The sequence below is a fragment of the Ornithinimicrobium sediminis genome, from assembly GCF_021272345.1.
In the GTDB taxonomy this organism is placed as follows: domain Bacteria; phylum Actinomycetota; class Actinomycetes; order Actinomycetales; family Dermatophilaceae; genus Ornithinicoccus; species Ornithinicoccus sediminis_B.
The window spans coordinates 568,143-593,092 of sequence record NZ_JAJSDQ010000002.1; the positions used below are offsets into that span (position 1 = coordinate 568,143).

22 protein-coding genes are annotated in these 24,950 nt (G+C 72.0%); 19 read left to right on the forward strand and 3 right to left on the reverse strand.

All coding sequences use genetic code 11. The annotated features are described in order from the left end of the window. The first annotated feature begins 12 nt into the window (after positions 1-12). From LVO85_RS07120 to LVO85_RS07170, 11 genes are all read left to right on the forward strand, one after another. Positions 13-591 carry a YceD family protein gene (locus LVO85_RS07120; protein WP_232746703.1) on the forward strand — a complete coding sequence of 193 codons (579 nt, stop codon included), beginning with the start codon at positions 13-15 and terminating at the stop codon, positions 589-591. A gap of 1 nt (position 592) precedes the next feature. Beyond that, entirely contained in the window at positions 593-787 is a 195-nt protein-coding gene (gene rpmF, locus LVO85_RS07125) for a 50S ribosomal protein L32 (protein WP_232746704.1), read from the forward strand. A 20-nt stretch (positions 788-807) separates the two neighbouring features. Beyond that, positions 808-1,590 (forward strand): ribonuclease III, encoded by a 783-nt coding sequence (rnc, locus tag LVO85_RS07130; protein WP_232746705.1) that lies wholly within the window; start codon positions 808-810, stop codon positions 1,588-1,590. Positions 1,591-1,594: 4 nt separating this feature from the next. Next, positions 1,595-2,497, forward strand: coding sequence for a bifunctional DNA-formamidopyrimidine glycosylase/DNA-(apurinic or apyrimidinic site) lyase (gene mutM, locus LVO85_RS07135; RefSeq protein WP_232746706.1), 903 nt, complete (start codon positions 1,595-1,597; stop codon positions 2,495-2,497). Positions 2,498-2,507: 10 nt separating this feature from the next. After that, positions 2,508-2,798 carry an acylphosphatase gene (locus tag LVO85_RS07140; protein WP_232746707.1) on the forward strand — a complete coding sequence of 97 codons (291 nt, stop codon included), beginning with the start codon at positions 2,508-2,510 and terminating at the stop codon, positions 2,796-2,798. Positions 2,799-2,907: 109 nt separating this feature from the next. After that, positions 2,908-6,504, forward strand: coding sequence for a chromosome segregation protein SMC (gene smc / locus LVO85_RS07145; RefSeq protein ID WP_232746708.1), 3,597 nt, complete (start codon positions 2,908-2,910; stop codon positions 6,502-6,504). Positions 6,505-6,590: 86 nt separating this feature from the next. Next, entirely contained in the window at positions 6,591-7,298 is a 708-nt protein-coding gene (locus LVO85_RS07150; RefSeq protein WP_232746709.1) for a mycothiol-dependent nitroreductase Rv2466c family protein, read from the forward strand. 98 nt (positions 7,299-7,396) lie between these two features. After that, complete coding sequence (locus LVO85_RS07155) at positions 7,397-7,630, forward strand: hypothetical protein (RefSeq protein ID WP_232746710.1); 234 nt, start codon at positions 7,397-7,399, stop codon at positions 7,628-7,630. A 79-nt stretch (positions 7,631-7,709) separates the two neighbouring features. Next, a complete protein-coding gene (gene ftsY, locus LVO85_RS07160; protein ID WP_232746711.1) occupies positions 7,710-8,879 on the forward strand; it encodes a signal recognition particle-docking protein FtsY in 1,170 nt (389 codons plus the stop codon). A gap of 21 nt (positions 8,880-8,900) precedes the next feature. Beyond that, complete coding sequence (ffh, locus tag LVO85_RS07165; RefSeq protein WP_232746712.1) at positions 8,901-10,523, forward strand: signal recognition particle protein; 1,623 nt, start codon at positions 8,901-8,903, stop codon at positions 10,521-10,523. A gap of 146 nt (positions 10,524-10,669) precedes the next feature. Continuing rightward, positions 10,670-13,360, forward strand: a complete 2,691-nt coding sequence (locus tag LVO85_RS07170) for a cation-translocating P-type ATPase (RefSeq protein ID WP_232746713.1) — start codon at positions 10,670-10,672, stop codon at positions 13,358-13,360. 25 nt (positions 13,361-13,385) lie between these two features. Here LVO85_RS07170 and LVO85_RS07175 read toward each other — a convergent pair whose 3' ends face one another. Further along, entirely contained in the window at positions 13,386-14,891 is a 1,506-nt protein-coding gene (locus LVO85_RS07175; RefSeq protein WP_232746714.1) for a phytoene desaturase family protein, read from the reverse strand. Between the two features lie 68 nt (positions 14,892-14,959). On the opposite strand from LVO85_RS07175, the gene LVO85_RS07180 reads away from it, so the two are divergent. Continuing rightward, positions 14,960-16,063 (forward strand): amidohydrolase family protein, encoded by a 1,104-nt coding sequence (locus LVO85_RS07180; protein ID WP_232746715.1) that lies wholly within the window; start codon positions 14,960-14,962, stop codon positions 16,061-16,063. A 40-nt stretch (positions 16,064-16,103) separates the two neighbouring features. Here the strand turns inward: LVO85_RS07180 and LVO85_RS07185 are convergent, their stop codons facing one another. Both LVO85_RS07185 and aceA read right to left on the reverse strand, forming a co-directional pair. Then, complete coding sequence (locus LVO85_RS07185) at positions 16,104-17,696, reverse strand: aldolase/citrate lyase family protein (RefSeq protein ID WP_232746716.1); 1,593 nt, start codon at positions 17,694-17,696, stop codon at positions 16,104-16,106. Positions 17,697-17,743: 47 nt separating this feature from the next. After that, positions 17,744-19,072 carry an isocitrate lyase gene (aceA, locus tag LVO85_RS07190; protein ID WP_232746717.1) on the reverse strand — a complete coding sequence of 443 codons (1,329 nt, stop codon included), beginning with the start codon at positions 19,070-19,072 and terminating at the stop codon, positions 17,744-17,746. A 115-nt stretch (positions 19,073-19,187) separates the two neighbouring features. On the opposite strand from aceA, the gene LVO85_RS07195 reads away from it, so the two are divergent. The 7 genes from LVO85_RS07195 to lepB all read left to right on the forward strand — a co-directional run bounded on the left by LVO85_RS07195 (position 19,188) and on the right by lepB (position 24,900). Then, positions 19,188-20,702: a helix-turn-helix domain-containing protein gene (locus LVO85_RS07195; protein WP_232746718.1), complete on the forward strand. Its 1,515-nt coding sequence runs from the start codon at positions 19,188-19,190 to the stop codon at positions 20,700-20,702. 188 nt (positions 20,703-20,890) lie between these two features. Next, on the forward strand, positions 20,891-21,406 hold the full coding sequence (rpsP, locus tag LVO85_RS07200) for a 30S ribosomal protein S16 (protein ID WP_232746719.1): 516 nt from the start codon (positions 20,891-20,893) through the stop codon (positions 21,404-21,406). Between the two features lie 2 nt (positions 21,407-21,408). Further along, positions 21,409-21,651 carry an RNA-binding protein gene (locus LVO85_RS07205; protein WP_232746720.1) on the forward strand — a complete coding sequence of 81 codons (243 nt, stop codon included), beginning with the start codon at positions 21,409-21,411 and terminating at the stop codon, positions 21,649-21,651. Positions 21,652-21,747: 96 nt separating this feature from the next. Beyond that, a complete protein-coding gene (gene rimM / locus LVO85_RS07210; RefSeq protein WP_232746721.1) occupies positions 21,748-22,287 on the forward strand; it encodes a ribosome maturation factor RimM in 540 nt (179 codons plus the stop codon). A gap of 5 nt (positions 22,288-22,292) precedes the next feature. Further along, a complete protein-coding gene (gene trmD / locus LVO85_RS07215; protein WP_232746722.1) occupies positions 22,293-23,474 on the forward strand; it encodes a tRNA (guanosine(37)-N1)-methyltransferase TrmD in 1,182 nt (393 codons plus the stop codon). A gap of 208 nt (positions 23,475-23,682) precedes the next feature. Then, positions 23,683-24,042, forward strand: coding sequence for a 50S ribosomal protein L19 (rplS, locus tag LVO85_RS07220; protein ID WP_232746723.1), 360 nt, complete (start codon positions 23,683-23,685; stop codon positions 24,040-24,042). 210 nt (positions 24,043-24,252) lie between these two features. Further along, a complete protein-coding gene (lepB, locus tag LVO85_RS07225; RefSeq protein ID WP_232746724.1) occupies positions 24,253-24,900 on the forward strand; it encodes a signal peptidase I in 648 nt (215 codons plus the stop codon). Positions 24,901-24,950: the final 50 nt, after the last annotated feature.

A 24,950-nucleotide genomic window follows, 5' to 3' on the forward strand; every position in this document is an offset into this window, starting at 1 on the left:
GCAACGTTTCGCATGGCACACCAGGACATCGAGGGCCCCTGGGTCTTCGACACCAGGGAGCTGGTCCGGCGTCCGGGCACCATGCGCGCGCTCACCCGTGTCGTCGAGGCCCCGGAGGTCATCGGGACCGACGTCATCGCCATTCCCCCCGGCCGGCCGGTCGAGGTGGAGCTGCGGATGGAGTCGGTCGTCGAGGGCGTCCTGGCCACCGGGTCGGTCCGTTCCTCCGCGAGCGGGGTGTGCGTGCGGTGCCTGGAGGACCTCGACGTCAGGGTGGACGTCGGCTTCCAGGAGCTGTTCGCCTATCCCGACCGGGCAGCCCACCACCAGCAGGTGGCGGCTGACGAGGAGCAGGATGAGCAGCACACCCTCGACCATGACCTCATGGACCTCGAGGAGGTGCTGCGGGACGCAGTGGTGACCGCCCTGCCGTTCCAGCCGGTGTGTCGGGACGACTGCCCCGGGTTGTGCTCCGAGTGCGGAGCCCGCCTGGCGGACGACCCGGACCACCACCACGACGTGATCGACCCCCGGTGGTCCGCTCTGGCCGACCTGGCCGCAGCGCCCACCGACGACGAGAAGAGGACCTGACGTGGCCGTCCCGAAGCGCAAGATGTCGCGCGCCAACACCCGGCACCGCCGTTCCAACTGGAAGGCTGCCCCGGTCGTGCTGACGACCTGCCCGCAGTGCCAGGCTCCGGCGCAGCCGCACCGGGCCTGCCCCTCCTGCGGCACCTACGGCGGACGGCACTACGACGCCGCCGAGCGCACCGAGCACCAGGGCTGACCGGTCTCCGGCTCCCCGTCGTGAGCTCCGGGACCGCCCCCTCACCGGGGCAGGCAGCGTCCGCCGCTCTGCCGCTCGCCGACCTGCTGGAGCAGCTCCAGCAGGTCGCTGGCGGTCCGATCGACGGGGCGCTGCTTCGTCGTGCCCTGACGCACCGGTCCTACGCCTACGAGAACGGCAACCTTCCGCACAACGAACGGCTGGAGTTCCTGGGGGACGCCGTCCTCGGCGTGATCGTCACCGACACCCTCTACCGTGACCACCCCGAGCTCCCGGAGGGCCAGCTCGCCAAGCTGCGGGCGGCCGTGGTGAACACCCGGGCGTTGGCCGACGTGGCCCGCACGATCGGTCTGGGGGACTACGTGCTGCTCGGTCGAGGTGAGGAGTCGACCGGGGGGCGGGACAAGGACAGCATCCTGGCGGACACGACCGAGGCCACGATCGGCTGTGTCTACCTCGAGCTGGGCATGGACGCCGCAGCCGGCCTGGTGCACCACCTCCTGGACCCGCTGATGCGGCACAGCGCCTCCCTCGGAGCCGGCCTGGACTGGAAGACGAGCCTGCAGGAGATCGTGTCCGGTGCGGAGCTCGGCAGCCCGGAGTACCGCATCGAGGCCGAGGGGCCGGACCACGACAAGGTCTTCACTGCCAGCGCGGTCGTCGCGGGTGAGGTCCTGGGCTCGGGCACCGGCCGCTCCAAGAAGGCGGCGGAGCAGAACGCGGCAGAGGTCGCGTGGACCGTGCTCTCGGCCAGGGCCTCGGCCGGCCGGCCACCGGCTGCGGACACCGTCGCCTCCGACTGACACGATGCCGGAGCTCCCCGAGGTCGAGGTCGTGCGGCGCGGTCTGGCCGAGCACGTGGTCGACCGCACCATCGTCAGCGCCACGCTGACCGGCGCCCGGGTGGCTCGCAGGCACGCCGCCGGCCCCGCCGACCTCGCTGCCCGCCTCGACGGTGCCCGGGTCCTCCAGGCAGACCGCCGCGGGAAGTACCTGTGGCTGGTCGTGCAGACCCCCGAGGACGACCCTCAGGCGCTCGTGGTCCACCTGGGGATGAGCGGCCAGATGCTGGTCACGTCGCCGACGGCCGCGGCGCAGCGGCACCTGCACGCCCGCTTCGACCTCGACGGCGGCATCCAGCTGCGGTTCGTGGACCAGCGCACGTTCGGTGGCCTCGCTCTCACCGCGCTCGTGCCCGACCGGTATGCCGTGTCGTCGCACCCGAGAGGGGTGCCCCTGCCCGTGTCCCACATCGCCGCCGACCCCCTCGAGCCCTCCTTCGACCGTGCGCTGGTCGTGCGCCTGCTCAAGGCACGCGACACCGCGGTCAAGCGGGCCCTGCTCGACCAGCGGCTGGTGAGCGGCATCGGCAACATCTACGCCGACGAGGCCCTGTGGCGCGCCGGTGTGCACGGGCTCCGGCCCTGCGCTGCGCTCACCAAGCCGACGCTCGGGCGCATCCTGGACCATGCCGCCGACGTGATGTCCTCGGCCCTGGCCCAGGGCGGCACGAGCTTCGACGCGCTCTATGTCAACGTCAACGGCGCCGGCGGCTACTTCGACCGGTCCCTGGACGCCTACGGCCGGACCGGGAGGCCCTGCCGTCGATGCGGGTCGCCCATTCGGCGCGAGCAGTTCATGAACCGCTCCTCCCACTCGTGTCCCCGCTGCCAGCCCCGTCCCCGGGCCCTGCCGGCGGGCCGTCGCTAGTCTGCAGGGCATGGCCGAGCACGAGCGCGCGCTGATCTTCGTCCGCGGAAGGGTGCAGGGCGTGGGGTTCCGCTGGTGGACGCGTGCCCGGGCCCTCGAGCTGGGCCTGGTCGGCCACGCCCGGAACCTGCCCGACGGCCGGGTGGAGGTCAGCGCCCAGGGCCCTCGTGCCGCGGTCGAGCAGCTCGTCGCGCTGCTGGACGAGCAGCCCTCCATGCGCAGCAGACCCGGGCACGTGGCCGGCGTCACGGTGCAGTGGCATCCGGGACGGGAGGACACCACGGGGTTCGTCGAGCGGTGAGCACCAGGAGGGCAGCCGCGGCCCCCGGTGCCGAGGTCCCCGGTCAGGGCGCCGCCCGGCGGTACAGTGGCGCGCAGCCGCACCGGCCAGCCCAGGGAGACACAGTCGCGTGTACGTCAAGAGCCTGACCCTCAAGGGGTTCAAGTCCTTCGCGTCGTCGACGTCCCTGCGGCTCGAGCCCGGCATCACCTGCATCGTCGGGCCCAACGGCTCCGGCAAGTCCAACGTCGTCGACGCCCTCGCCTGGGTCATGGGCGAGCAGGGGGCCAAGAGCCTGCGAGGCGGCAAGATGGAGGACGTCATCTTCGCCGGCACCTCCGGCCGCCAGCCCCTGGGCCGGGCCGAGGTGTCGATGACCATCGACAACACCGACGGCGCCCTGCCCATCGACTACTCCGAGGTCACGATCACCCGGACGATGTTCCGCAGCGGCGGGTCCGAGTATGCGATCAACGGCACGTCCTGCCGGCTGCTGGACGTCCAGGAGCTGCTGTCCGACTCGGGCATCGGCCGTGAGATGCACGTGATCGTCGGCCAGGGCCAGCTCGACCAGGTGCTGCGGGCGACGCCGGAGGAGCGGCGGGGCTTCATCGAGGAGGCCGCAGGCGTCCTCAAGCACCGCAAGCGCAAGGAGCGTGCGCTGCGCAAGCTCGAGACGATGGAGGGCAACCTCACCCGTCTGGGCGACCTGACGACCGAGATCCGTCGGCAGCTCGGCCCCCTGGGCCGGCAGGCCGAGACCGCCCGGCGGGCCGGCACCATCCAGGCGGAGGTGCGCGACGCCCGTCTGCGGATCCTGGCCGACGACCTGGTGCAGCTCACCGCCACCCTCGAGCAGGAGATGGCCGACGAGGCGGCCCTCGTCGAGCGGCGCACGGCCGTCGAGCAGGCCATGCAGGCCTCTCGGGCCACGGTCACCGAGCTGGAGGAGCGGGTGGCCGCCGCCGCTCCTCGGCTGACTCGCGCCCAGGAGCGGTGGTACGCCTTCTCCTCTCTCGTGGAGCGTCTGCGCTCGACCGGCGACCTGGCCACCGAGCGGGTGCGCCTGATGGCTGCCGAGGCGCAGGACGAGCCGGCCGGTCACGGGGGCCGCGACCCCGAGCAGCTGCGGGCCCAGGCGGAGGAGATGCGGGGGCAGGAGCGCCGGGTGCGTGAGCAGATCGAGGAGCTGGCCGAGGTGCTGGCCCTCGCGGAGCGCGACCGGGCAGCCGCCGAGACGGCCCACGCCGACGAGCAGGCACGGTTGACGCGGCTGGCTCGCGCTGCGGCCGACCGGCGCGAGGGCCTGGCCCGTCTCGCAGGCCAGGTCGCAGCGCGACGGAGCCGGATCGAGGCGGGTGAGGCCGAGGTCGGGCGGCTGCGGCAGAGCGCGGAGGCGGTCCTCGAGCGTGCCCGGGCCGCAGAGCAGCAGTTCGCCGCCCTCGAGGCGACCATTCTCGACGTGGAGCAGGGCGAGGAGGGGCTGGACCAGGAGTACGAGTCCGCCGAGCAGGCCCGGGACGAGGCCGTGAGCCGACTGGAGCAGTGGCGGGAGTCCCTGCGCACGGCCCAGGCCGAACAGGGCAGCCTGCAGGCACGCCGGGAGGCACTGGAGCTCAGCCTCAGGCGCAAGGACGGGGCGGCTGCACTCCTGGCCTCGCAGAGCCCCGGGCTCGTGGGCACCGTGTCGACCTTGCTCACCGTGCGCGCCGGCCAGGAAGCGGGGGTGGCGGCGGCGCTGGGGTGGTCCGGAGAGGCGTTGGTGGTGCACGGCCTGGCTGAGGCCGGAGCTGCCGTGGCCTGGCTGCGGGAGCACGACGAGGGCCAGGCCGGGCTCATCGTGCCGGGCACGGCCGCACCCTCCGACCCCACCGGGTGGGGGAGCCTGCCGGGGTATGCCGTGTGGGCCGTCGACGTCGTGACCGCCGAGGGCGACCTCGGGCGGGCTCTGCTCGGCCTGCTGGACCGTGCCGCGCTGGTCGACACCCCCGAGCACGCCCAGGAGCTGGTGCTCGACGAGTCCCTCCCGGGTGTCGTGGCCGTGACCGCGACCGGTGACGTCTACGGGCCCGGGTGGGTGCGGGGCGGCAGCAGCTCGGGCCCCAGCCTCATCGAGGTCCAGTCGGCCCTGGACGAGACCGTCGAGCAGCTGCAGTCCGCCACCTCCCGTGTCGAGCAGGCAGGGTTCGAGGTGCAGCGGTGCACGGCCATCCTGGAGGAGGCTTCCGCCGCCACGGAGTCTGCCCTCGAGAAGCTGCACGACTCCGATGCGCGGATGGCCGCCGTCGCCGAGCAGCTGGGCCAGCTCGGCTCCACGATGCGTGCGGCGAAGGCGGAACGGGAGCGCACGGAGCTGGCCATCGCCGAGGCCGAGCGGACGCTGGGTGCCACCCGCACCGAGCTGGCCGGCCTGGAGGAACGGCTGGCTGCGGCTGAGGCGGCACCCGTGGACGGCGCCGGCGACGAACCCGAGACCAGGGAGCGTGACCGGCTGGCCGAGGCAGCGGCCCTGGCCCGCAGCCGGGAGACCGAGGCACGGCTCTCGCTGCGGACGGCCGAGGAGCGGGTCCGCGCCGTCGCGGGCCGTGCCGAGTCCTTGGAGGCCGCTGCGCGCAACGAGCTCGCTGCCAGGGAGCGGGCCGCTGCGCGACGGCGACGGCGCGAGCAGGAGGCGGCGGTGGCCACAGCGGTGGCTCAGGCCACGGCATACCTCGTCGCACGCACGAGCGACCTGGCGAGCGTCGCCGCCGCCCAACGCGACCAGGCGGCGACGGAGCAGCACGAGCACGAGCGGGGCCTCGCCCAGGCCCGGTCGGGCCTGCAGGACCTCGGGGAGCAGCTGCGCGAGCTGACCGACTCGGTGCACCAGGACGAGATCGCCCGCGCCGAGCAGCGTCTGCGCATCGACCAGGTGCGCGCCCGGGCCGTCGAGGAGCTCGGTGTCGACCCCGACGTGATGGTCGAGGACTACGGTCCGCACCAGCTGGTGCCTCCGGTGCCCGGAGCACCCGGCGCCGAGGACCCCGACGACCTGCCCGAGCCGCAGCCGTTCGTGCGGGAGGCCCAGGAGAAGCGCCTACGGGCAGCCGAGCGTCGTCTGGCCTCCCTGGGCAAGGTCAACCCCCTCGCGCTGGAGGAGTTCGCCGCTCTGGAGGAGCGCCACAAGTTCCTCACGGAGCAGGTGGAGGACCTGCGGCGCTCCAAGACCGACCTGCTGGAGATCGTGCGGCAGGTCGACGAGCGCGTCGAGCGTGTGTTCGCCGAGGCCTACCACGACACGGCCGAGCAGTTCGAGCGCGTGTTCGCCCGGCTCTTCCCGGGTGGCGAGGGGCGACTGGTGCTCACGGACCCGGACGACATGCTGACGACGGGCATCGAGGTCGAGGCCCGGCCGCCGGGCAAGAAGATCAAGCGGCTGTCGCTGCTCTCCGGCGGCGAGCGCTCGCTCACGGCGGTCGCGCTCCTCGTGGCCATCTTCAAGGCACGCCCCAGCCCGTTCTACATCATGGACGAGGTCGAGGCGGCGTTGGACGACACGAACCTGGGGCGTCTGATCGTGCTGTTCGAGGAGCTCCGCGACTCCAGCCAGCTCATCGTCATCACCCACCAGAAGCGCACCATGGAGATCGCCGACGCTCTCTACGGCGTCTCGATGCAGGGGGACGGCGTCACGACGGTCGTGTCGCAACGCCTGCGCGACGTGCAGCCCGAAGCGCGCCCCGCCTGAGGCTCGCCGTCGCGGCCGGGAGCAGACGGAGGCGCCCGGGCCTGCGGTGACGGAACATTCCGTGGACGCACGAGGTTGTGGGGACCATGACTGACACCACCACGACCCGCCGACGCGTCGAGTTCTTCTTCGACCCCGCCTGCCCCTTCTGCTGGCAGACCTCCAAGTGGTTCCGCCAGGTCGCCCGACAGGTCGACATCGAGCCGGTGTGGCGCTTCATCTCCCTCGCCGTCCTGAACGACGAGATGGACGAGGTCGACCAGGTCGACGGACATGCCGCCGGGCACAAGATGCTGCGGGTGGCTGCCGCCGCGCAGCGTGCGCACGGTGCCGACGTCGTCGGGCCCCTGTACGAGGAGATGGGTCGGCGGCTGTGGGAGACGGCGCCGGACGTCGACGGGCCCCTGGAGGGGGACCGGCTGTGGGACGAGATCCGGCCCCACCAGGCCTCCGTGCTGGCCCAGCTGCCGGACATCCTGGAGGCGGTAGGTCTGCCGGTGGGGCTCGCCGAGGCCGCGGGAGACGCGCAGTACGACGCTGAGCTCGCAGCCTCGACCCGCGAGGCCATGGAGCGCACCGGCGGCGACGTCGGCACGCCGATCCTGGCGTTCGAGGGCTCGGACGGTGCGGCCTTCTTCGGCCCCGTCATCTCCGACACCCCCACCGACGAGGATGCTGTGAAGCTGTGGGAGGCCGTCACCACCCTGGCCACCTGGCCCTCCTTCGCCGAGCTCAAGCGCTCGCTGCGCAAGCCCCTCGACAACGGCCTGCTCAACAGCCTGGCCGGTCGCTGACCCCGGCGGTGTGAGTCCGCTCACTGCGCGGTGTGTTCCTGCGGGACACGCCGCGCAGTGAGTTGGTGCGCAGCCTGATCCGGAGGACAGTGGGAGACATGGTTGTCGTCGTGCTGGTGATGGTGCTCTGCGTGGTCGCAGGAGCGGTCGTGCTGGGCTATGTCGCCGCCGAGGCCCGGCGCGAGTCCCGCGAGTTCTGGACCCCCGAGGGGGAGCAGCTCATCGCCGACATGCGGCGCCGCGGAGGAGAGCTCAGGCACCGCGGGGACGACTGGCGGCACCGCACGATGGCACACGTCGGCCGGCCGAAGGGGCACGACGAGAGCGCCTGAGCGCGTGGCCGGGGCCCCTGTGGGGACCGCCCTCGCCGGGGGCCCAGGGCTCCCGGTATCTCTGTGACAATGGGGTGCGATGGACAATCTCTGGGAGTACCTGACCGTTGCCACCGTGGTCGCCCTCGCGGGTCTGGCACTGCTCGTCGGCCTCGTCCGCGGGCGTGGCGGCTCGTCGAAGACCCTCCCCCCCGCGCAGCGTGGGGCACCCACCGGCGACGCCGACGGTGCCTCTCCGGCGGTGGCGGACCGGAAGGTCGAGGACACCGGCGGCGGTGTCCTGGTCGAGGAGCCACCGCCCACGGCCCCCACCCTCGAACGACCGGAGTCGGCGCGTGGGCGCCTGGCGCGGCTGCGCTCGCGGCTGGCGCGCTCCAACACTGCGATCGGGGCGGCGCTGCTCGCGCTGCTCTCTCGCGACGGTCTGGACGAGGAGGCCTGGGAGGAGGTCGAGGACACCCTCCTGCAGGCCGACCTCGGTGTCGAGGCGACCGAGGAGCTGGTGGCCTCGCTGCGCAACCGGGTGCGGGTCGAAGGTGAGACGGACGTGGAGACGGTCCGGTCCTGGCTGCGTGCGGACCTGCTGCGCCTGGTCGACCCGTCGATGGACCGCCGGGTGTCCGGCTCCCGTGTGGACGGCCGTCCCGCCGTCGTCATGGTGGTCGGCGTCAACGGCACCGGGAAGACGACCACGGTCGGCAAGCTCGCCCGGGTGCTGGTGGCCGAGGACAAGGACGTGGTGCTGGGCGCCGCCGACACCTTCCGCGCCGCAGCCGCGGACCAGCTGCAGACCTGGGGCGAGCGCGTCGGCGTGGCCACGGTGCGGTCCGACCGGGAGGGCGCGGACCCTGCGTCGGTCGCCTACGACGCCGTCGCCGCCGCGGCCGAGATGGAGGCCGACGTCGTGCTCATCGACACGGCCGGCCGACTGCACAACAAGGTGGGGCTCATGGACGAGCTCGGCAAGGTCAAGCGGGTCGTCGAGAAGCGCAGCCCGGTGGACGAGGTGCTGCTGGTCCTGGACGCCACGACCGGGCAGAACGGCATGCGCCAGGCCGAGGTGTTCGCGCAGGTCGTCAACATCACCGGGGTCGTCCTGACCAAGCTCGACGGCACCGCGAAAGGCGGCATCGTGGTCAACGTCCAGCGCAGGCTCGGGGTGCCCGTCAAGCTCGTCGGGCTCGGCGAGGGACCGGACGATCTGGCGCCCTTCGACCCCGAGGCGTTCGTCGACGCCATCGTCGGCTGAACCATTCGTTAGCCTTGACCAGTGTTCAACAGCCTCTCTGACCGACTGACCGTCACCTTCCGCAACCTCAAGCGCAAGGGATCGCTGTCGGAGTCCGACGTCAACGCGACGATCCGCGACATCCGGATCGCCCTGCTCGATGCCGACGTGGCCCTGCCCGTCGTCAAGCAGTTCACAGGTCGGATCCGCGAGCGGGCGCTGGGTGCCGAGGTGTCCAAGGCCCTCAACCCCGCCCAGCAGGTCGTCAAGATCGTCAACGAGGAGCTCGTCGAGATCCTCGGGGGCCAGACCCGCCGGCTCAACCTGGCCAAGAGCCCGCCGACGGTCATCATGCTCGCCGGCCTGCAGGGCTCCGGCAAGACGACCCTGGCAGGCAAGCTGGGCCTGTGGCTGAAGGACCAGGGGCACACGCCGCTGCTCGTGGCGGCGGACCTGCAGCGGCCCAACGCGGTCAACCAGCTGCAGATCGTGGGGGAGCGGGCCGGGGTGCCGGTGTTCGCCCCCGAGCGAGGCAACGTGTTCGGGCACGACGCCGCGCTGGAGTCGGGGGAGGGCACGCGTTCGTTCGGCGACCCGGTCGACGTCGCCGTCGACGGCGTAGCAGAGGCGCGCGCCAAGGGCCACGACGTCGTCATCATCGACACCGCGGGCCGCCTGGCCGTCGACGTCGACCTGATGCGCCAGGCGCACGACATCCGCCTGGAGACCGAGGCCGATGAGGTGCTGTTCGTCATCGACGCGATGATCGGGCAGGCTGCCGTGGAGACCGCCAAGGCCTTCGCCGACGGCGTCGGCATCACCGGCTCGGTGCTGACCAAGCTCGACGGCGACGCCCGCGGTGGTGCCGCGCTCTCGGTCGCGACCGTCACCGGTCAGCCCATCCTCTTCGCCTCCACCGGCGAGCAGGCCAAGGACTTCGAGGTCTTCCACCCCGACCGCATGGCCGGCCGCATCCTCGACATGGGGGACGTGCTCACGCTCATCGAGCAGGCGGAGAAGGCCTTCGACGCCGCCCAGTCGCGGGAGATGGCCCGCAAGTTCATGGCGGAGGAGGACTTCACCTTCGAGGACTTCCTCGAGCAGATGGCCGCCATCAAGCGCATGGGCTCCCTCAAGCAGATGCTCGGGATGATGCCGGGGATGCAGCAGATGCGCGCGCAACTGGACGCCTTGGACGACAAGGAGTTCGACCGCGTCGAGGCGATGGTGCGGTCGATGACCCCCTACGAGCGCAAGACCCCCAAGGCTATCAACGGCTCGCGCCGGGCCCGGATCGCCAAGGGGTCCGGCGTCAGCGTCAGCGAGGTCAACCAGCTGCTGGAGCGCTTCGGCCAGGCACAGAAGATGATGCGGCAGATGCGCAAGGGCGGTGGCATGCCGGGGATGCCGGGGATGCCGGGGATGCCGGGTGCGGGCGGTGGCGGCAAGGGCAAGCAGCAGCCGCAGCGCAAGAAGTCCAAGAGCGGCAACCCCGCCAAGCGCGCGGCCGAGGAGAAGGCCGCCGCGCAGCGTCAGGCCGCGGCCAAGGAGAACGCCTTCGGCAAGGCGTTCGGCGCCGGAGCCGAGGGTGGGGCGCCCGAGGGCCAGGACCTGTCCGACCTGCAGCTGCCTAAGGGCTTCGAGAAGTTCCTCGACGGCAGGTAGGGGGGCCTTCGGGGTGTGGTGACGCTCACGGACAGCACCTGCCCCGACCGATAGGCTGAGCACGTGCACCTCCGCACGGGCAGCTCTGCTCAGGCACGTCGGCGCGAGCACGGGCCAGTCGACGCGCCACCTCGGCGCGACCGGTGGTGAGCGACCGCGAGGCGGACCCGTCCACCGGTGCCACCCGCACCGGCGAGGCGGATGACTGGCACGTCCTCGGCACCGACGAGGTGCTCCGGCTCCTGGAGGCGGACGAGGACGGGCTCACGACCCACCGCGCCGCGGAGACCCTGTCCCGCGTCGGACCCAACGTCCTGGAGGTCAAGGAGCCCGACCCCTGGTGGCGCGTGCTGGCGCGGCAGTTCGTCAGTCCCCTGATCGGCATCCTCGTCATCGCCTTCTTCGTGACCCTGGCGCTGCGGGAGTGGGTCGACGCCGGGGCCATCCTGGTCGTGCTGGTCATCAACGCCGGCATCGGCTTCTGGCAGGAGCGCAAGGCGGAGTCGGCGGTCAGAGCCCTCAAGCAGCTGAGCGCGCCCACCTGCCGGGCCCTGCGCGACGGCGTCGAGACCTCCCTGCCCGCGGCCGACGTGGTGCCGGGCGACGTCGTGCTGCTCGAGAGCGGGGAGCGGGTCCCCGCCGACCTGCGCCTGCTCGTCGTCAACGGGCTCCGTGTCGACGAGTCGATGCTCACCGGCGAGGTGATGCCGGTCGACAAGGGCCATGAGGCCCTGCCCGACGACACTGCCCCCACCGACCGCACGAACATCTGCTTCAGCGGGACGCTCGTCACCTCCGGGCGGGGCCGGGGGGTCGTGGTCGCCACCGGGGCGAGCACCGAGCTGGGTCTCATCAACGAGCTCGTGCAGGGGCCCAGCGGGCTCTCCCCGCTGCAGGTGCTCACCCACAGCCTGGAGCGGCGCATCGGCGTCGTCGTCGCGGCCGTCTCCACCTTCGTCTTCGTCGCCGGCATCGCCCTCGGCCACCACCCCTCGGAGATGTTCAGGACCGCGGTCGCCCTGGCCGTCGCCTCCGTGCCCGAGTCCCTGCCCATCGTGCTCACGGTCGCGATGAGCCTGGGCGTCGCCCGGATGGCCAAGGCTCATGCCATCGTGCGCTCCCTGCCGGCGGTGGAGACCCTGGGGTCGACCACTGTCATCGGCTCGGACAAGACCGGCACCCTGACCCTCAACGAGATGACCGTGGAGAGGGTCTGGACCGCGGAGGGGTTCGAGGACCTGCCCCTGGCGCGCACTCCGCAGGGGTGCCTTCGCGACCTGATGCGCGCGGGTGCGCTCACCAACGAGGCGGTCGCCGACCCCGACGACCCGCTGTCGCTGACCGGCGACGCCGTCGACGTGGCGATGGCCCATGCGGCACTCGCCTGCGAGGCGGTCACCCCTGACGAGCGCGCTGCGACGCCCGAGTGCGACGCGCCCTACGAGCCCGCCCTACGGCTGTCCCAGACGGTGCGCACCGACGCCGACGGCCGTCGGGTGCTCTACGTGAAGGGCTCTCCTGACGTGCTCGCGCATCACGCCGAACGGCTGGCCGACGACAGCGGTGGCCGTCCCGTCGACCACGACCTCATCGAGGAGGCGAACCACGCCCTTGCCCGACGGGGTCTGCGTGTCATCGCCACCGCCTACCGGACGCTGGGGCCCGACGAGCGCCTGCCCGAGCCCATGCCCACCCCCTCGGGGCTGACCTTCCTCGGCATGGAGGGGATGGAGGACCCTCCCCGGCCCGGGGTGGCCGAGGCGGTCCGCAGCTGCCAGCGGGCCGGCATCACGGTCACCATGATCACGGGGGACCACCCGGCGACGGCGTCGTCCATCGCCGGCCGACTGGGCCTGGTCGGTGACAGCCCCCCCGTCACAGGGCAGGAGATGGCCCGGATGGAGGACGCCGAGCTGGCCGAGCGGCTTGCCCACACCCCGGTGGCCGCGCGGGTGACCCCGCAGGACAAGCTGCGCATCGTGCAGCTCCTGCAGCGCGAGGGGGAGGTCGTCGCGGTCACCGGTGACGGGGTCAACGACGCCCCCGCGCTGCAGGCAGCCTCGATCGGTGTCGCCATGGGCCGCTCCGGCACCGACGTCGCGCGGGAGGCCGCGGACATCGTGCTCACCGACGACAACTTCGTCACCATCGTGCATGCCGTGACCCAGGGGCGGGTCACCTTCTCTGCCATCCGCAAGGCCACGTTCTTCCTGCTGGCAACCGGTATCGCGGCGCTGCTGGCGGTCTCGGTCAACGTGATGGCCCAAGGACCGCTGCTGCTGCTCCCGGTGCAGATGCTCTTCATCAACGTGGTGACCAACGGCATCCAGGACATCGCGCTGGCCTTCGAGCCGCCCGAGGGGGACGAGCTCAGCCATCCTCCGCGCCCCCGCTCGGAGGGCCTGCTGTCGGGTGTGCTGTGGGCCCGTCTGGCGCTCGTCGGGGCGTGGATGGCCGTGGCGCTGCTGGCGGTGTTCCGCTGGAGCCTGGACCAGGGCTACTCCGAGGAGCACGCGCGCACGCTCGTCATCACCCTCTTCGTCGTGATGAACTTCTACCTCGTGGGCGCGTCGCGCTCCGAGCACCGTCTGCTTCTCACCATGAACCCGTTCGGCAACGTGCTGCTCATCGTCAGCTCCCTCGCAGCGCTGCTGCTCTACTACGGAGCCATGACCTGGCCCGTCAGCGCCGACGTGCTGGGGCTGGTGCCCTTGACCGCGACGGAGTGGGGCGCCTGCTTCTTGCTGGGCCTCTCGATCCTGGTCATCGTCGAGACCGACAAGCTGGTGCGCCTGCGCCTGCGTCGGCGCGCCCACAGGGTCGCGGAGGGCCGCTGACGAGGCGGCGGATGCCCAGGACAGCTCAGAGGGTGCTCTCCCCGAGGGCGGCCGCCACGGCGTTGCGCCCCGGTATGCCGCTGACACCGCCGCCTCTTCTCGCTCCGGAGCCGCAGAGGTAGATGTTGGGGTCAGCTGTCTCCACGCCCCACCGGCCCACCTCGTCCACTGACTCGGCGAACGGCCACTGCAGGTCGCCGTGGAAGATGTGACCGCCGGGCATGCCCACGGAGGCCTCGACGTCCAGCGGTGAGCGTGCCTCGACCGAGTCCGGGTCGAGCAGGCAGTCCTGGATCGGCTCGGCCAGGACGCTGTTCATCGACGTCAGTGTCAGCTCCAGGGCCTGCTGCCGGGCCCCCTCGGGGTCGTCGCGGAAGAGGCGGGCGGGCATGTGCAGCCCGAAGAGCGTCAGCGTGTGGGCGCCGGCCGACACCAGGTCGGCGCCCAGGATCGAGGTGTCCGACAGGGAGTGGCAGTAGACCTCGCAGGGCGGCACGTCGGGGAACCGCCCGGCCGCCGCTGTGCGGTGGGCCTCCTCGAGCGCCGCATAGCCCTCGTTGATGTGGAAGGTGCCGGCGAAGGCCTGCTCCGGGGTGAGAGAGGCGTCCTTGAGTGCGGGGAGACGGGACAGCAGCATGTTGACCTTGAGCTGGGCACCCTCGGGGTAAGGCCTGTCGGACGGCCGCCGGCGCAGCCGGTCGAGCACGCTGGGCGCCGCGTTGACGAAGACCGCGTCGCACTCCACCACGGAGCCGTCCGTGGTGCGGATGCGCGCCAGCTCGCCGTCGGTCTCGATGGCGTCCACCTCGGTCGAGCACCGGACCTGCGCCCCGGCGGCGACGGCCGCCTCGGCGAGGGCGTCGGTGACACGGCCCATCCCACCTACCGGCACGTCCCAGTCGCCGGTGCCCCGGCCGATGACGTGGTAGAGCAGGCAGCGGTTGGCCAGCCGGTCGGCGTCGCGGGCGCGCGCGAACGTGCCGATCAGCCCGTCGGTGAGCACGATGCCCCGGACCGTGTCGGAGGCGAAGCGGCGCTCGACGGCCTCACCCACCGGGCGGGCGAAGAGGTCGTCCCAGGCCCGGTCACCCACCAGCGCGCGCACCTGGTCTGCCGAGCGCAGTGGCTCGGTCAGCGTCGGGAAGAGCCGCTGCGCGAGCTCACCGGTCATGCCGTAGAAGTCGTCCCACGCCTGGGCGTCGCCACCGAGGTCGGCTGTGGTGCGGGCCGGGTCGCCGTGGTCGACCAGGATCCCTCCCTCGCCGACCGGGGTGTAGGACGAGATCCGACGGCGATGCAGCCGCAGGTCCAGCCCGAGCTCGTCGATGACCTGCTGCGGCATGAGACTCACGAGGTAGGAGTAGGCCGACAGCCGCGCGTCGTGACGCGGGAACACCTGTGCCGACCGTGCCGCGCCGCCGATGTGGGCGGCCCGCTCCAGGACCAGGACCGACCTACCTGCCCTGGCCAGGTAGGCCGCACTGGTCAGCCCGTTGTGCCCTGCCCCGACGACGACGGCGTCATACCTCATACCCGCCACCGTAGTGCGGACCCCGGTAGCCTGCCCGGACGGCATACCGCGAGGAGGCGAGTGGTCAGATGAGCGCACCGGTGCTGCACGTCCGGGGTCAGGTCCTGGTCGGGCCGGAGGAGGTCCTGTCCGAGATGTGGGTGGTGGACGGTCGGGTGAGCCTGACCCCGCCTGCGGGCGGCGAGGTCGAGACCGTGGACGGCTGGGCCCTGCCCGGTCTGGTCGACGCCCACTGCCACGTGGGACTCGAGGCCCACGGCGCGGTCGACGACGCGCGGGCGGAGGAGCACGCGCTGGCCGACCGTGACGCAGGTGCGCTGCTGCTGCGCGACGCCGGCAGCCCGCTCGACACCTCCTGGGTCCACGACCGCGAGGACCTGCCACGACTCATCAGGGCCGGGCGGCACATCGCGCGCACGCGTCGCTACATGCGCAACTTCGCCCACGAGATCGAGCCCGAGGACCTGGTGGCCTACGTGCGCCGGGAGGCCCGCCTCGGGGACGGCTGGGTCAAGCTCGTCGGCGACTGGATCGAGCGTGACGTGGGCGACCTGGACGTGTGCTGGCCCGTCGACGTGCTCACCGAGGCGATCGCCGCGGCTCACGAGGAGGGCGCACGGGTCACCGCCCACTGCTTCGGGGAGCAGTCGCTGCGTGACTTCGCCGCGGCGGGGACGGACTGCATCGAGCACGCGACCGGCCTGCAGGACGACACCATCGACACCTTCGCCGAGCAGCGGATCGCGATCGTGCCGACCCTGGTCAACATCGAGAACTTCCCGGCGTTCGCCAGCAGCGGAGAGGCGAAGTTCCCCGCCTACGCTGCGCACATGCGCGACCTCTACGCCCGCCGGTTCGAGACCGTCGCCAAGGCACGTGAGGCAGGCATCCCGGTCCACGTCGGCACCGACGCGGGGGGCCAGCTGCCGCACGGGCTGGTGGCCCGCGAGGTGCAGGCACTGACCCACGCCGGGTTCAGCACCGTGCAGGCCATCTCGGCGGCCACCTGGTCGGCCCGCGAGTGGCTCGGCAGGCCGGGTCTGGTGGAGGGGGAGTCGGCCGACCTCGTGGTCTACCGCGACGACCCGCGGGAGGACCTGCGCACCCTGGCCGACCCGCACCGTGTGGTCCTCAGAGGGCGTGTCATGAGCCCCTCCGGAGCCCGCGGCTGACCTGCCGTCCGGTGCCCATGGCGCGGTGGCCCGGCGCGACTCAGGCGGCTGTCTCGGCCCCGGGCTCACCCTCCAGGCCCAGCAGCACGGCATAGGCCCGGTGGGAGATGAACGCCGGCGGCTCGTCGGGCCCGATGGTTTCCCGGAGCAGGTCGGCTGCCAGCGTGATGTGCCGTCCGGCTGCGGGCAGCCGACGGGTCAGGATGGCGATCTCCTCCTCCAGGACCCGGCCGAGGAGCAGGGGGCCGACCGTGGGCCCCTCGGCGAGCTGCACCTCGTGGTGCGACCACTGCCAGACCTGCAGCCGGGCCAGCTCGACCGTGCCGAAGTCCTCCAGGTGACCGTCGATCTCCAGGGTGCCCTGACCGGACAGCCAGCTGGTGAGATAGCGCAGCGAGACCCGGATGTTGGTGCGCAGGCCGGACAGCGTGGGGGTGCCGGGCAGCATGCTGATGTCGGAGAGCACCTGGGGGTCGACGACGGCCGGTGAGTCGGGGCGGGGACGGGCTGACCCGGCCGCTCCCCGCTGCACCGTGGCAAAGGCTGCCCGGGCCACCGGCACCAGGGCCGGGTGCAGCACCCAGGCGCCGTCGAAACCCTGCCGGGCCTCACGGACCTTCTCCCGGCTGACCCGTGCCTGGACCTGCAGGGTCGAGTCGTCCAGCGTGCCACCGGGCACCTCGGCCACCGGGCCACCGATCGCGTGGGCCCCCCGGCGGTGACACGTGTGCACGAGGATGTCGGTGTAGGCCCGCAGGAACCGCGTGGACATCGTGAAGGAGTCGCGGTCGGGCAGGATGTGGTCGGCGCGCCGGGCGTAGGTGCGCAGGTGCGAGAAGACGTAGTCGTACCGCCCCGCAGTGAGGGCGGTGACGCGTCCGCGCAACGCGTGCAGGATCTCCTCCATCTGGTATGCCGCGTGCACGGTCTCGATGAGCACGCTCACCCGCACCGTGCCGTGGGCCAGACCGAGCAGCTCCTCGGCGTGGGCGAGCATGCTGTCCCACCACTGTGCTTCGGCGTGCGTCTCGATCTTGGGCAGGTAGAGGTAGGGCCCGCTGCCGCGCTCCAGCAGGGCCGCGGCCTGGTGGGCCAGGAAGAGGGTCGTGTCAGCGACCGGCGCGGCCACGGGCGCACCGTCCACCAGGAGGTGGGCCTCGTCGAGGTGCAGGCCGCGCGGGCGCACCACCAGGGTCGGCAGGTCGCCGGCGGGGTCCTGGACCCAGTCCGTGAGCGTGCGGTGGGCGGCCGTCAGCCGCTCCCACGTGGGCACCAGGGCGTCCTCGAGGTCGGCGACCCAGACGTCCGCACCACTGGTGCGGGCCACCGCCGCCATGTCGGCAGTGGCCGCCCCGGCGAGCTCCACGCTGCGCCTCTGCAGGTCCCGCGGAGGTGCAGCCACCTGCCACGACCCGTCCTCGCGCAGATCCCGGGTCACCGGGTCCTGCCCCAGCTCCGCACCCGTCGTGACCCGGTGGGCGAGGTCCTTGCGGGCCCGCAGCAGCTCCTGCCGCTGGGGCTCGGCCGTCCGGTGCAGCTCGGCGAGCACCTGCGTCACCCGCTCGTCCAGCAGGCCGGCGTCGGCAGCGCCGCGCAGTGCGGCCGGGGGGTGCAGCGGGGTGGTGGCGTCCATGGTGAGCTCCTCGGGCACGACGGGTGGTCCGGTGGGTGGGGGAGGGGTCAGTGGAACTGCTCGGACTCGGTCGACCCGGTCAGGGCCAGCGTGCCGCTGTCGGGGTTGATGACACGGCTCACCTCGTCGAAGTATCCCGTGCCGACCTCGGCCTGGTGCTTCACCGCGGTGTAGCCCTGGTCGGCGGACGCGAACTCGGCCTCCTGCAGCTCGACGTAGGCGCTCATGCCCGAGCGGGCGTAGCCGTGCGCCAGCTGGAACATCGAGTGGTTCAGGGCGTGGAACCCGGCCAGCGTGATGAACTGGAAGGCGTAGCCCAGCTCGCCGAGCTTGTCCTGGAACTGGGCGATCTCGGTGTCGGACAGCGCTGCCTTCCAGTTGAAGGACGGTGAGCAGTTGTAGGCCAGCTGCTGGTCGGGGAAGTCCTTGTGCATCTCCTCGGCGAACTCGCGGGCCAGCCCCAGGTCCGGCGTGCCGGTCTCGACCCAGATGAGGTCCGAGTAGGGCGCGTAGGCCTTGGCGCGGGCCAGCACGGGCTCGATCCCCGGACGCACGCGGAAGAAGCCCTCCTGGGTCCGCTCCCCGGTCGTGAACGCCTGGTCGACCGGGTCGATGTCACTCGTCAGCAGGTCGGCGGCGAGGGCGTCGGTGCGGGCGATGACGATGCTGGGGACCCCGAGGACGTCGGCCGCCAGCCGGGCCGAGGTGAGGGTGCGCACGTGCTGCTGCGTGGGGACGAGCACCTTGCCACCCAGGTGCCCGCACTTCTTCTCCGAGGCGAGCTGGTCCTCGAAGTGCACCCCGGCGGCACCGGAGGCGATCATGGACTTCATCAGCTCGAAGACGTTGAGGGGACCACCGAAGCCGGCCTCGGCGTCGGCGACGATCGGCACCAGGTAGTCGACGAGCTCCTGCGCGTCGGGGTCGCCCTGGGACCACTGGATCTGGTCGGCCCTCATGAGCGCGTTGTTGATGCGCCGGACGACGGCCGGGACGGAGTTGGCCGGGTAGAGGCTCTGGTCGGGGTAGGTCTGGCCGGCCAGGTTGGCGTCCGCGGCCACCTGCCAGCCGGACAGGTAGATCGCCTCGAGCCCACCGCGGACCATCTGGACCGCCTGGTTGCCGGTCAGGGCGCCCAGGGCACGGGTGAACGGGCGCGTCTGCAGGGCGTCCCACAGCCGCTCCGCGCCTCGGCGCGCCAGGGTGTGCTCCTCGACGACCGAGCCCCGCAGCCGCACGACGTCCGCGGCCGCGTAGTCACGCCGGGTGCCCCGCCAGCGTGGGTCGCTCTCCCACTGCTGCTGGAGCTCCAGGGCCTGCTGGGCGAACGTGCTCTGCTGGGGGGTGCCGGTGCGGCGGTCGGTCAGTGCGGTCATGGCGCGCTCCTCGTCGAGTGCTGGTCTGGGCGGTGATGTCAGGTTGCACGATTCTTGAGGCCAGGAACCGGGAATGTGATGTGAATATTGGCGTTTCTTTCGCTAATGTGCAGGAATGACGACGACGACGGGCAGGTTGCTCCCCTTCGTGCCCTCGGGGGAGCTCGCGGAGCACTCCCCGCCGCGACGTGCCCCGGGCAGGCCCGACGCGCTGTCGGTGGGCCGGCAGGTCCGACACCACCGGCGCGCCCATGACCTGACGCTGGCGGAGCTGGCCGCCAGGGTGGGTCTGTCCGCCTCGGCCCTGTCCCTGATCGAGAACGGCAAGCGTGAGCCTCGGGTCGGCGTGCTGGCCGATCTGGCGACAGCGCTCGGAGTCGAGGTCGAGTCCCTCCTCAGCGGAGGGCAGCCCTCGCGCCGTGACGCGCTCGAGGTGACCTGGGAGCGGGCCCAGCGGGCGCCCGGCTTCGACACCCTCGGCATCCCCCCGGTGCGCGTCGGGCCGGGGCTGCCGACGGACGCTCTGGAGGCCCTGGTCGGGATGTACGAGACGGTGGTGGGGCTGCAGCAGCAGCGCGCCGCCACACCGGAGTTCGCCCGGCTCGCCAACGCGGACCTGCGGCGCCGGATGCGCGAGGCGGACAACTACTTCCCCGAGATCGAGGGCGAGGCAGCCAGGCTGCTGGCGGCCATCGACCACGGCGCCAGCCCCATCACCCGCTCTGGGGTCGACCGGCTCGCCGCCCACGTCGGCTACTCCGTCGTGCCGGTCGACAGCCTGCCGGCCTCGACACGGACGGTCACGGACATGGTGAACCGGCGGATCTACGTGCCCCCGATCCGCCCGGGTGGTCGCGACGGTCGGGCGGTCGCGCTGCAGGCGCTCGGCCACCTCGTCCTGGACCACCGGCCGCCGCGCGACTACGCCGAGTTCCTGGCGCAGCGGGTGGAGATCAACTACTTCGCGGCGGCCGTCCTGCTGCCCGAAGCCCCCACGGTCGCGCTGCTGCAGGGTGCCAAGAAGGCCCGGGACATCGCCGTCGAGGACCTCCGCGACACCTACGGCGTGTCCTACGAGACGGCCGCCCACCGGTTCACCAACCTGGCCACGCGCCACCTGCAGCTGCCCGTGCACTTCATGCGGATCAGCTCCGACGGCACCATCTACAAGGCCTACGAGAACGACGGCGTGCGGTTCCCGATGGATGCGACCGGCTCGATCGAGGGTGCCCGGGTATGCCGTCACTGGACGGCCCGTGTGGTCTTCGACCAGGTCGCGGGGGAGGCCTACCAGCAGTACACGGACACCCGCAGCGGCACGTACTGGTGCACAGCGGTGGTCGAGCAGACGCCCGCCGGCGCCTTCTCGGTGAGCGTAGGGGTGCCGTACGCGGAGGTGCGCTGGATGCGCGGTCGGGACACCACGGCACGCAGCGCCTCGCGCTGTCCGGACCCCCGGTGCTGCAGCCAGCCGCCACCGGACCTGCAGCGGCAGTGGGCGGGGCGGGTCTGGCCGAGCGCCAGGGCCCACTCGCACCTGCTGGCCGTGATGCCACCGGGGGTCTTTCCCGGCGTCGACGACACCGAGGTGCTGGAGTTCGTGGCCGACCATGCCGACCCGACCGGCTGAGGACGGGCTTTCGCTTGTGCCGTTTGGCGGGTCTGGCCGGATCTCTGGCACAATGTCCGGGTACTCGTCCGGCACGGCCCCTCTCTCCGCGCCCGGATGCGTCCATCTCGAACCCCCGCACCGCGCGTGTTTCCCCACGCGGACCTGCTGGGGTTCACCCTGACCAAGAATGAGGAGACACCGCACACGTGGCTGTCAAGATCCGTCTGAAGCGCATGGGCAAGATCCGTGCACCGTTCTACCGTGTGGTTGTCATGGACTCGCGCACCAAGCGCGACGGCCGTGCCATCGAGGAGATCGGCAAGTACCACCCCACCGAGGAGCCGTCGCTGATCGACATCGACTCCGAGCGCGCGCAGTACTGGCTCGGTGTCGGGGCGCAGCCGACCGAGCAGGTGCAGGCGCTGCTCAAGGTCACCGGCGACTGGCAGAAGTTCACGGGCGAGGGTGACGCCGAGGGCACGCTCAGGACGCGTGAGGCCCGCCCCGACAAGAAGTCTCTCTACGAGGCTGCGCTCGCGGTTGCCGACGGTGCCGACTCGTCCTCGGCCCCGACCCCGCGCAAGGCCAAGAAGGCCGAGGAGCCCAAGGCCGAGAAGGCCGAGGAGCCCAAGGCCGAGAAGGCCGAGGAGCCCAAGGTCGAGGAGGCTCCTGCGCAGGAGCCCGCGACCGACGACGCCCCGGCTGCCACCGACGAGGCCTGACCGTGCTCGAGGAAGCCCTGGAGCACCTGGTCAAGGGCATCGTCGACCACGACGGCGACGTCGTCGTCCGGCAGAAGAACGCTCGGCACGGTGACGTGCTCGAGGTCCGGGTCCACCCCGACGACCTGGGGCGCGTGATCGGGCGACGCGGCCGGACGGCCGCCGCCCTGCGCACCGTCATGGGCGCCCTGGCCGGGGGCCAGAAGGTGCGGATCGACATCGTCGACACCGACCGGGTGCGCTGACCCGGCCGGGACCTCCACCAGGCCTGCGGCCCCGTGAGCGTTGTGACGCGCACGGGGGCCGCAGCCACGGGTCCACACCCCGCCGACACTGCGAGGATGACCGACATGACCCCCACCTCCACGCACCGCGTCGCCCGCATCGGCAAGCCCCACGGCCTGCGCGGCGAGGTCACGGTGCAGGTGCACACCGACAACCCGCAGGACCGGTTCGTCCCGGGTGCTGCCTTCGCGACCGACCCCCCGCAGCGGGGTCCGCTCACGCTGCAGACGGTGCGGGTCCACCAGGGGGTCTACCTGCTCGGCTTCGACGGCGTCCCTGACCGCACCGCAGCAGAGTCGCTGCGCGGCACCGGGCTCGTCGTCACTGAGGCCGAGGCGGCGGACGAGGATGAGGGCTGGTACGAGGATGACCTGCTCGGCTTCACGGTCGCGCTGGCCGACGGCACGGTCGTCGGCGAGGTGAGCGCACTGCATACCCGGCCCGTCCAGGACCTGCTCGAGGTGCGCCTGAGCGACGGCCGGCAGGCGCTCGTGCCGTTCGTCGAGGAGCTCGTGCCGGAGGTCGACGAGGAGAGCCGTCGCGTGGTGGTCGAGCCGCCCCCCGGACTGCTCGACCTCGACGCCCCAGGGCAGTGACAGCCGTGCGGATCGACGTCATCAGCATCTTCCCCGACTACCTGTCGCCCCTGGGCCTCTCCCTCATCGGCAAGGCACGGCGCCAGGGGCTGCTCGACGTGCGCACCCACGACCTGCGTGCCTGGACGCGCGACCGCCACCGCACCGTCGACGACACCCCCTACGGCGGCGGTGCCGGCATGGTGATGCGTCCCGAGCCCTGGGGCGAGGCGATCGACGAGGTGAGCGGTCACGGCGAGCACCTGCCGCGGATCGTCGTCCCCGGGCCCGGAGGGGTGCCCTTCTCCCAGGCCATGGCGGCCGAGCTCGCCGCCGAGCCGTGGCTGGTCTTCGCGTGCGGTCGCTACGAGGGCATCGACGAGCGGGTCTACGACGAGTACGGCGAGCGGCTGAGCACCGTCTCGCTCGGCGACTACGTGCTCAACGGCGGCGAGGTGGCGGTGCTCGCCATGGTGGAGGCGCTCGCCCGTCTCGTCCCCGGCGTGATCGGCAACGTCGCCTCCCTCGCGGAGGAGTCGCACACCGGAGGGCTGCTCGAGTACCCCGTCTACACCAAGCCGCCCGTGTGGCGGGGGCGGAAGGTCCCGGACGTCCTGCGCTCCGGTGACCACGGGGCGGTTGCCGCCTGGCGCGACCAGCAGCGGCGCGAGCGCACTGCAGCGCGACGCCCAGACCTCCTCGCTGCGGCGCTCCCGGCGTCCGTCACCACGCTGGCCGGCGTAGAGGGGCTGGCGTTGACCACGGCCGTGCCGGCCGACGCCGGCGAGATCCTCACTCTCTCGCGCGCGTGCTGGCTCGAGGAAGGGAGGGCCCACGACAGCTTCGCCATCCCTGCACTGGTCGAGGATCTCGACACCGTGCGGGAGGACCTGACCCGGTGGCACACCTGGGTGCTGCGATCGCACGGCCGGCTCATCGGCTCGGTGCGGGCCCGCCAGGAGGACGGGCTGTGGGACATCGGCCGGCTCATGGTGGCTCCGGACCTCCAGGGCCGGCGGCTGGGTCGGGCACTGCTGGAGCACGCCGAGCAGAGCGCACCCGAGCAGGTCAGCACCTACGGGCTGGTCACCGGTGCCCGGTCCGTGGACAACCTGCGGATGTACCGGCGGGCGGGCTACCGTGTCGTCGAACGGTCGGACTTCCGTGGCGTGCCGACCGTGCGTCTCACCAAGCCCCGTCGCCGGTGAGCGCCGCAGGTCCACTGATTTCGTCGCTGGTGGGCCCTGTGGCAGACTTGCCCCTTGCGTCCACCTCGGAGACTGCTCCGTCGTGCCCCTGCCACAGGGGGTGAGTGCGACCGTGCCGAGGACGCAACCCTGGACAACAGCCACCCGGAACCCCGGGTGACAGACCGCCGTGAGTGACCTGTGGCACCCACGAGAAAGCGAAGCGACCATGCACAAGCTCGACGCCGTTGACGCCGCCAGCCTCCGGCACGACATCCCGGACTTTCGCGCCGGGGACACCATCAAGGTGCACGTCAAGGTCATCGAGGGCACGCGCTCCCGTATCCAGGTCTTCCAGGGCATCGTGATCCGTCGCCATGGCGGTGGCGTCGGCGAGACCTACACCGTCCGCAAGGTCAGCTTCGGCGTGGGGGTCGAGCGCACCTTCCCGGTGCACTCCCCGAACGTGGAGAAGGTCGAGCGCGTCTCGCGCGGCGACGTGCGCCGCGCCAAGCTCTACTACCTGCGCAACCTGCGCGGCAAGGCTGCGCGCATCCACGAGAAGCGCGAGACGACCCCGGCGCGCTGAGCGCGATCTGCGGGGGCCGCGTCCAGCCCGGCGTACTAGGGTCCGCTCAGGACCAGACTGGCTGCCGACGGCAGCGACCAGCCGCGAAGGACGGGCGCAGTGACGGACAAGACCTCCCGGGATCTCGATCCCGGCACGCCGCCGCACGACAGCGAAGCCACTTCGCGTCGGGCGGCGGCGTCGTCGCGTCGCGGGGGACTCTGGCATGCGGTGCGCGAGGTCGTCTCGGTGGCGGCCATCGCGCTGGTCATCTCCTTCCTCATCAAGACGTTCGTGATGCAGGCGTTCTGGATCCCGTCGGGGTCGATGGAGGACACCCTGCAGATCGGCGACCGCGTCCTGGTCAGCAAGATCCAGGCCGGCCCGATGGACATCGACCGTGGTGACATCGTCGTCTTCGAGGACCCGGGCGGATGGCTGCCGCCGACGGTCCAGGTCGACCGGGGGCCGCTGCTCAACCCGCTGATGCGCGGGCTGGAGTTCGTGGGCCTCCTGCCTGCGTCGCAGGGCAACCACCTGATCAAGCGGGTCGTCGGTGTCGGTGGCGACCAGGTCGTGTGCTGTGACGAGGACGGCCAGGTCAGCGTCAACGGCCAGGCGTTGCAGGAGGAGGACTACCTGTATCCCGGCGACGACCCGAGCCAGACCCCCTTCGACATCGTCGTGCCGGACGGACACGTGTGGCTGATGGGCGACCACCGCTCCAACTCGCGCGACTCGCGCGGCAACGACGACGGCTCCGGCGTCGCGGGGTCGGTGCCGGAGGACAGCGTCGTGGGCCAGGCGATGCTGCTGGTCTGGCCGCTGGACCGGTTCGAGTGGTTCGAGAACCCGGCGACCCTGAGCGCCGTGCCGTGACCGCTCCCGCACGGACCACGTCCCTTCCCCGCACCGGCCGGCCGAGCCTA

Bases quoted from the DNA above. Each gene is read 5' to 3' on its own strand.
- aceA (WP_232746717.1), bottom strand. From the start codon at position 19,072: ATGACCGCACTGACCGACCGCCGCACCGGCACCCCCCAGCAGAGCACG.
- LVO85_RS07120 (WP_232746703.1), top strand. From the start codon at position 13: ATGGCACACCAGGACATCGAGGGCCCCTGGGTCTTCGACACCAGGGAG.
- LVO85_RS07185 (WP_232746716.1), bottom strand. From the start codon at position 17,696: ATGGACGCCACCACCCCGCTGCACCCCCCGGCCGCACTGCGCGGCGCT.
- ftsY (WP_232746711.1), top strand. From the start codon at position 7,710: ATGGACAATCTCTGGGAGTACCTGACCGTTGCCACCGTGGTCGCCCTC.
- LVO85_RS07175 (WP_232746714.1), bottom strand. From the start codon at position 14,891: ATGAGGTATGACGCCGTCGTCGTCGGGGCAGGGCACAACGGGCTGACC.
- LVO85_RS07150 (WP_232746709.1), top strand. From the start codon at position 6,591: ATGACTGACACCACCACGACCCGCCGACGCGTCGAGTTCTTCTTCGAC.
- LVO85_RS07140 (WP_232746707.1), top strand. From the start codon at position 2,508: ATGGCCGAGCACGAGCGCGCGCTGATCTTCGTCCGCGGAAGGGTGCAG.
- rplS (WP_232746723.1), top strand. From the start codon at position 23,683: ATGCACAAGCTCGACGCCGTTGACGCCGCCAGCCTCCGGCACGACATC.
- LVO85_RS07155 (WP_232746710.1), top strand. From the start codon at position 7,397: ATGGTTGTCGTCGTGCTGGTGATGGTGCTCTGCGTGGTCGCAGGAGCG.
- LVO85_RS07180 (WP_232746715.1), top strand. From the start codon at position 14,960: ATGAGCGCACCGGTGCTGCACGTCCGGGGTCAGGTCCTGGTCGGGCCG.
- LVO85_RS07195 (WP_232746718.1), top strand. From the start codon at position 19,188: ATGACGACGACGACGGGCAGGTTGCTCCCCTTCGTGCCCTCGGGGGAG.
- mutM (WP_232746706.1), top strand. From the start codon at position 1,595: ATGCCGGAGCTCCCCGAGGTCGAGGTCGTGCGGCGCGGTCTGGCCGAG.
- rimM (WP_232746721.1), top strand. From the start codon at position 21,748: ATGACCGACATGACCCCCACCTCCACGCACCGCGTCGCCCGCATCGGC.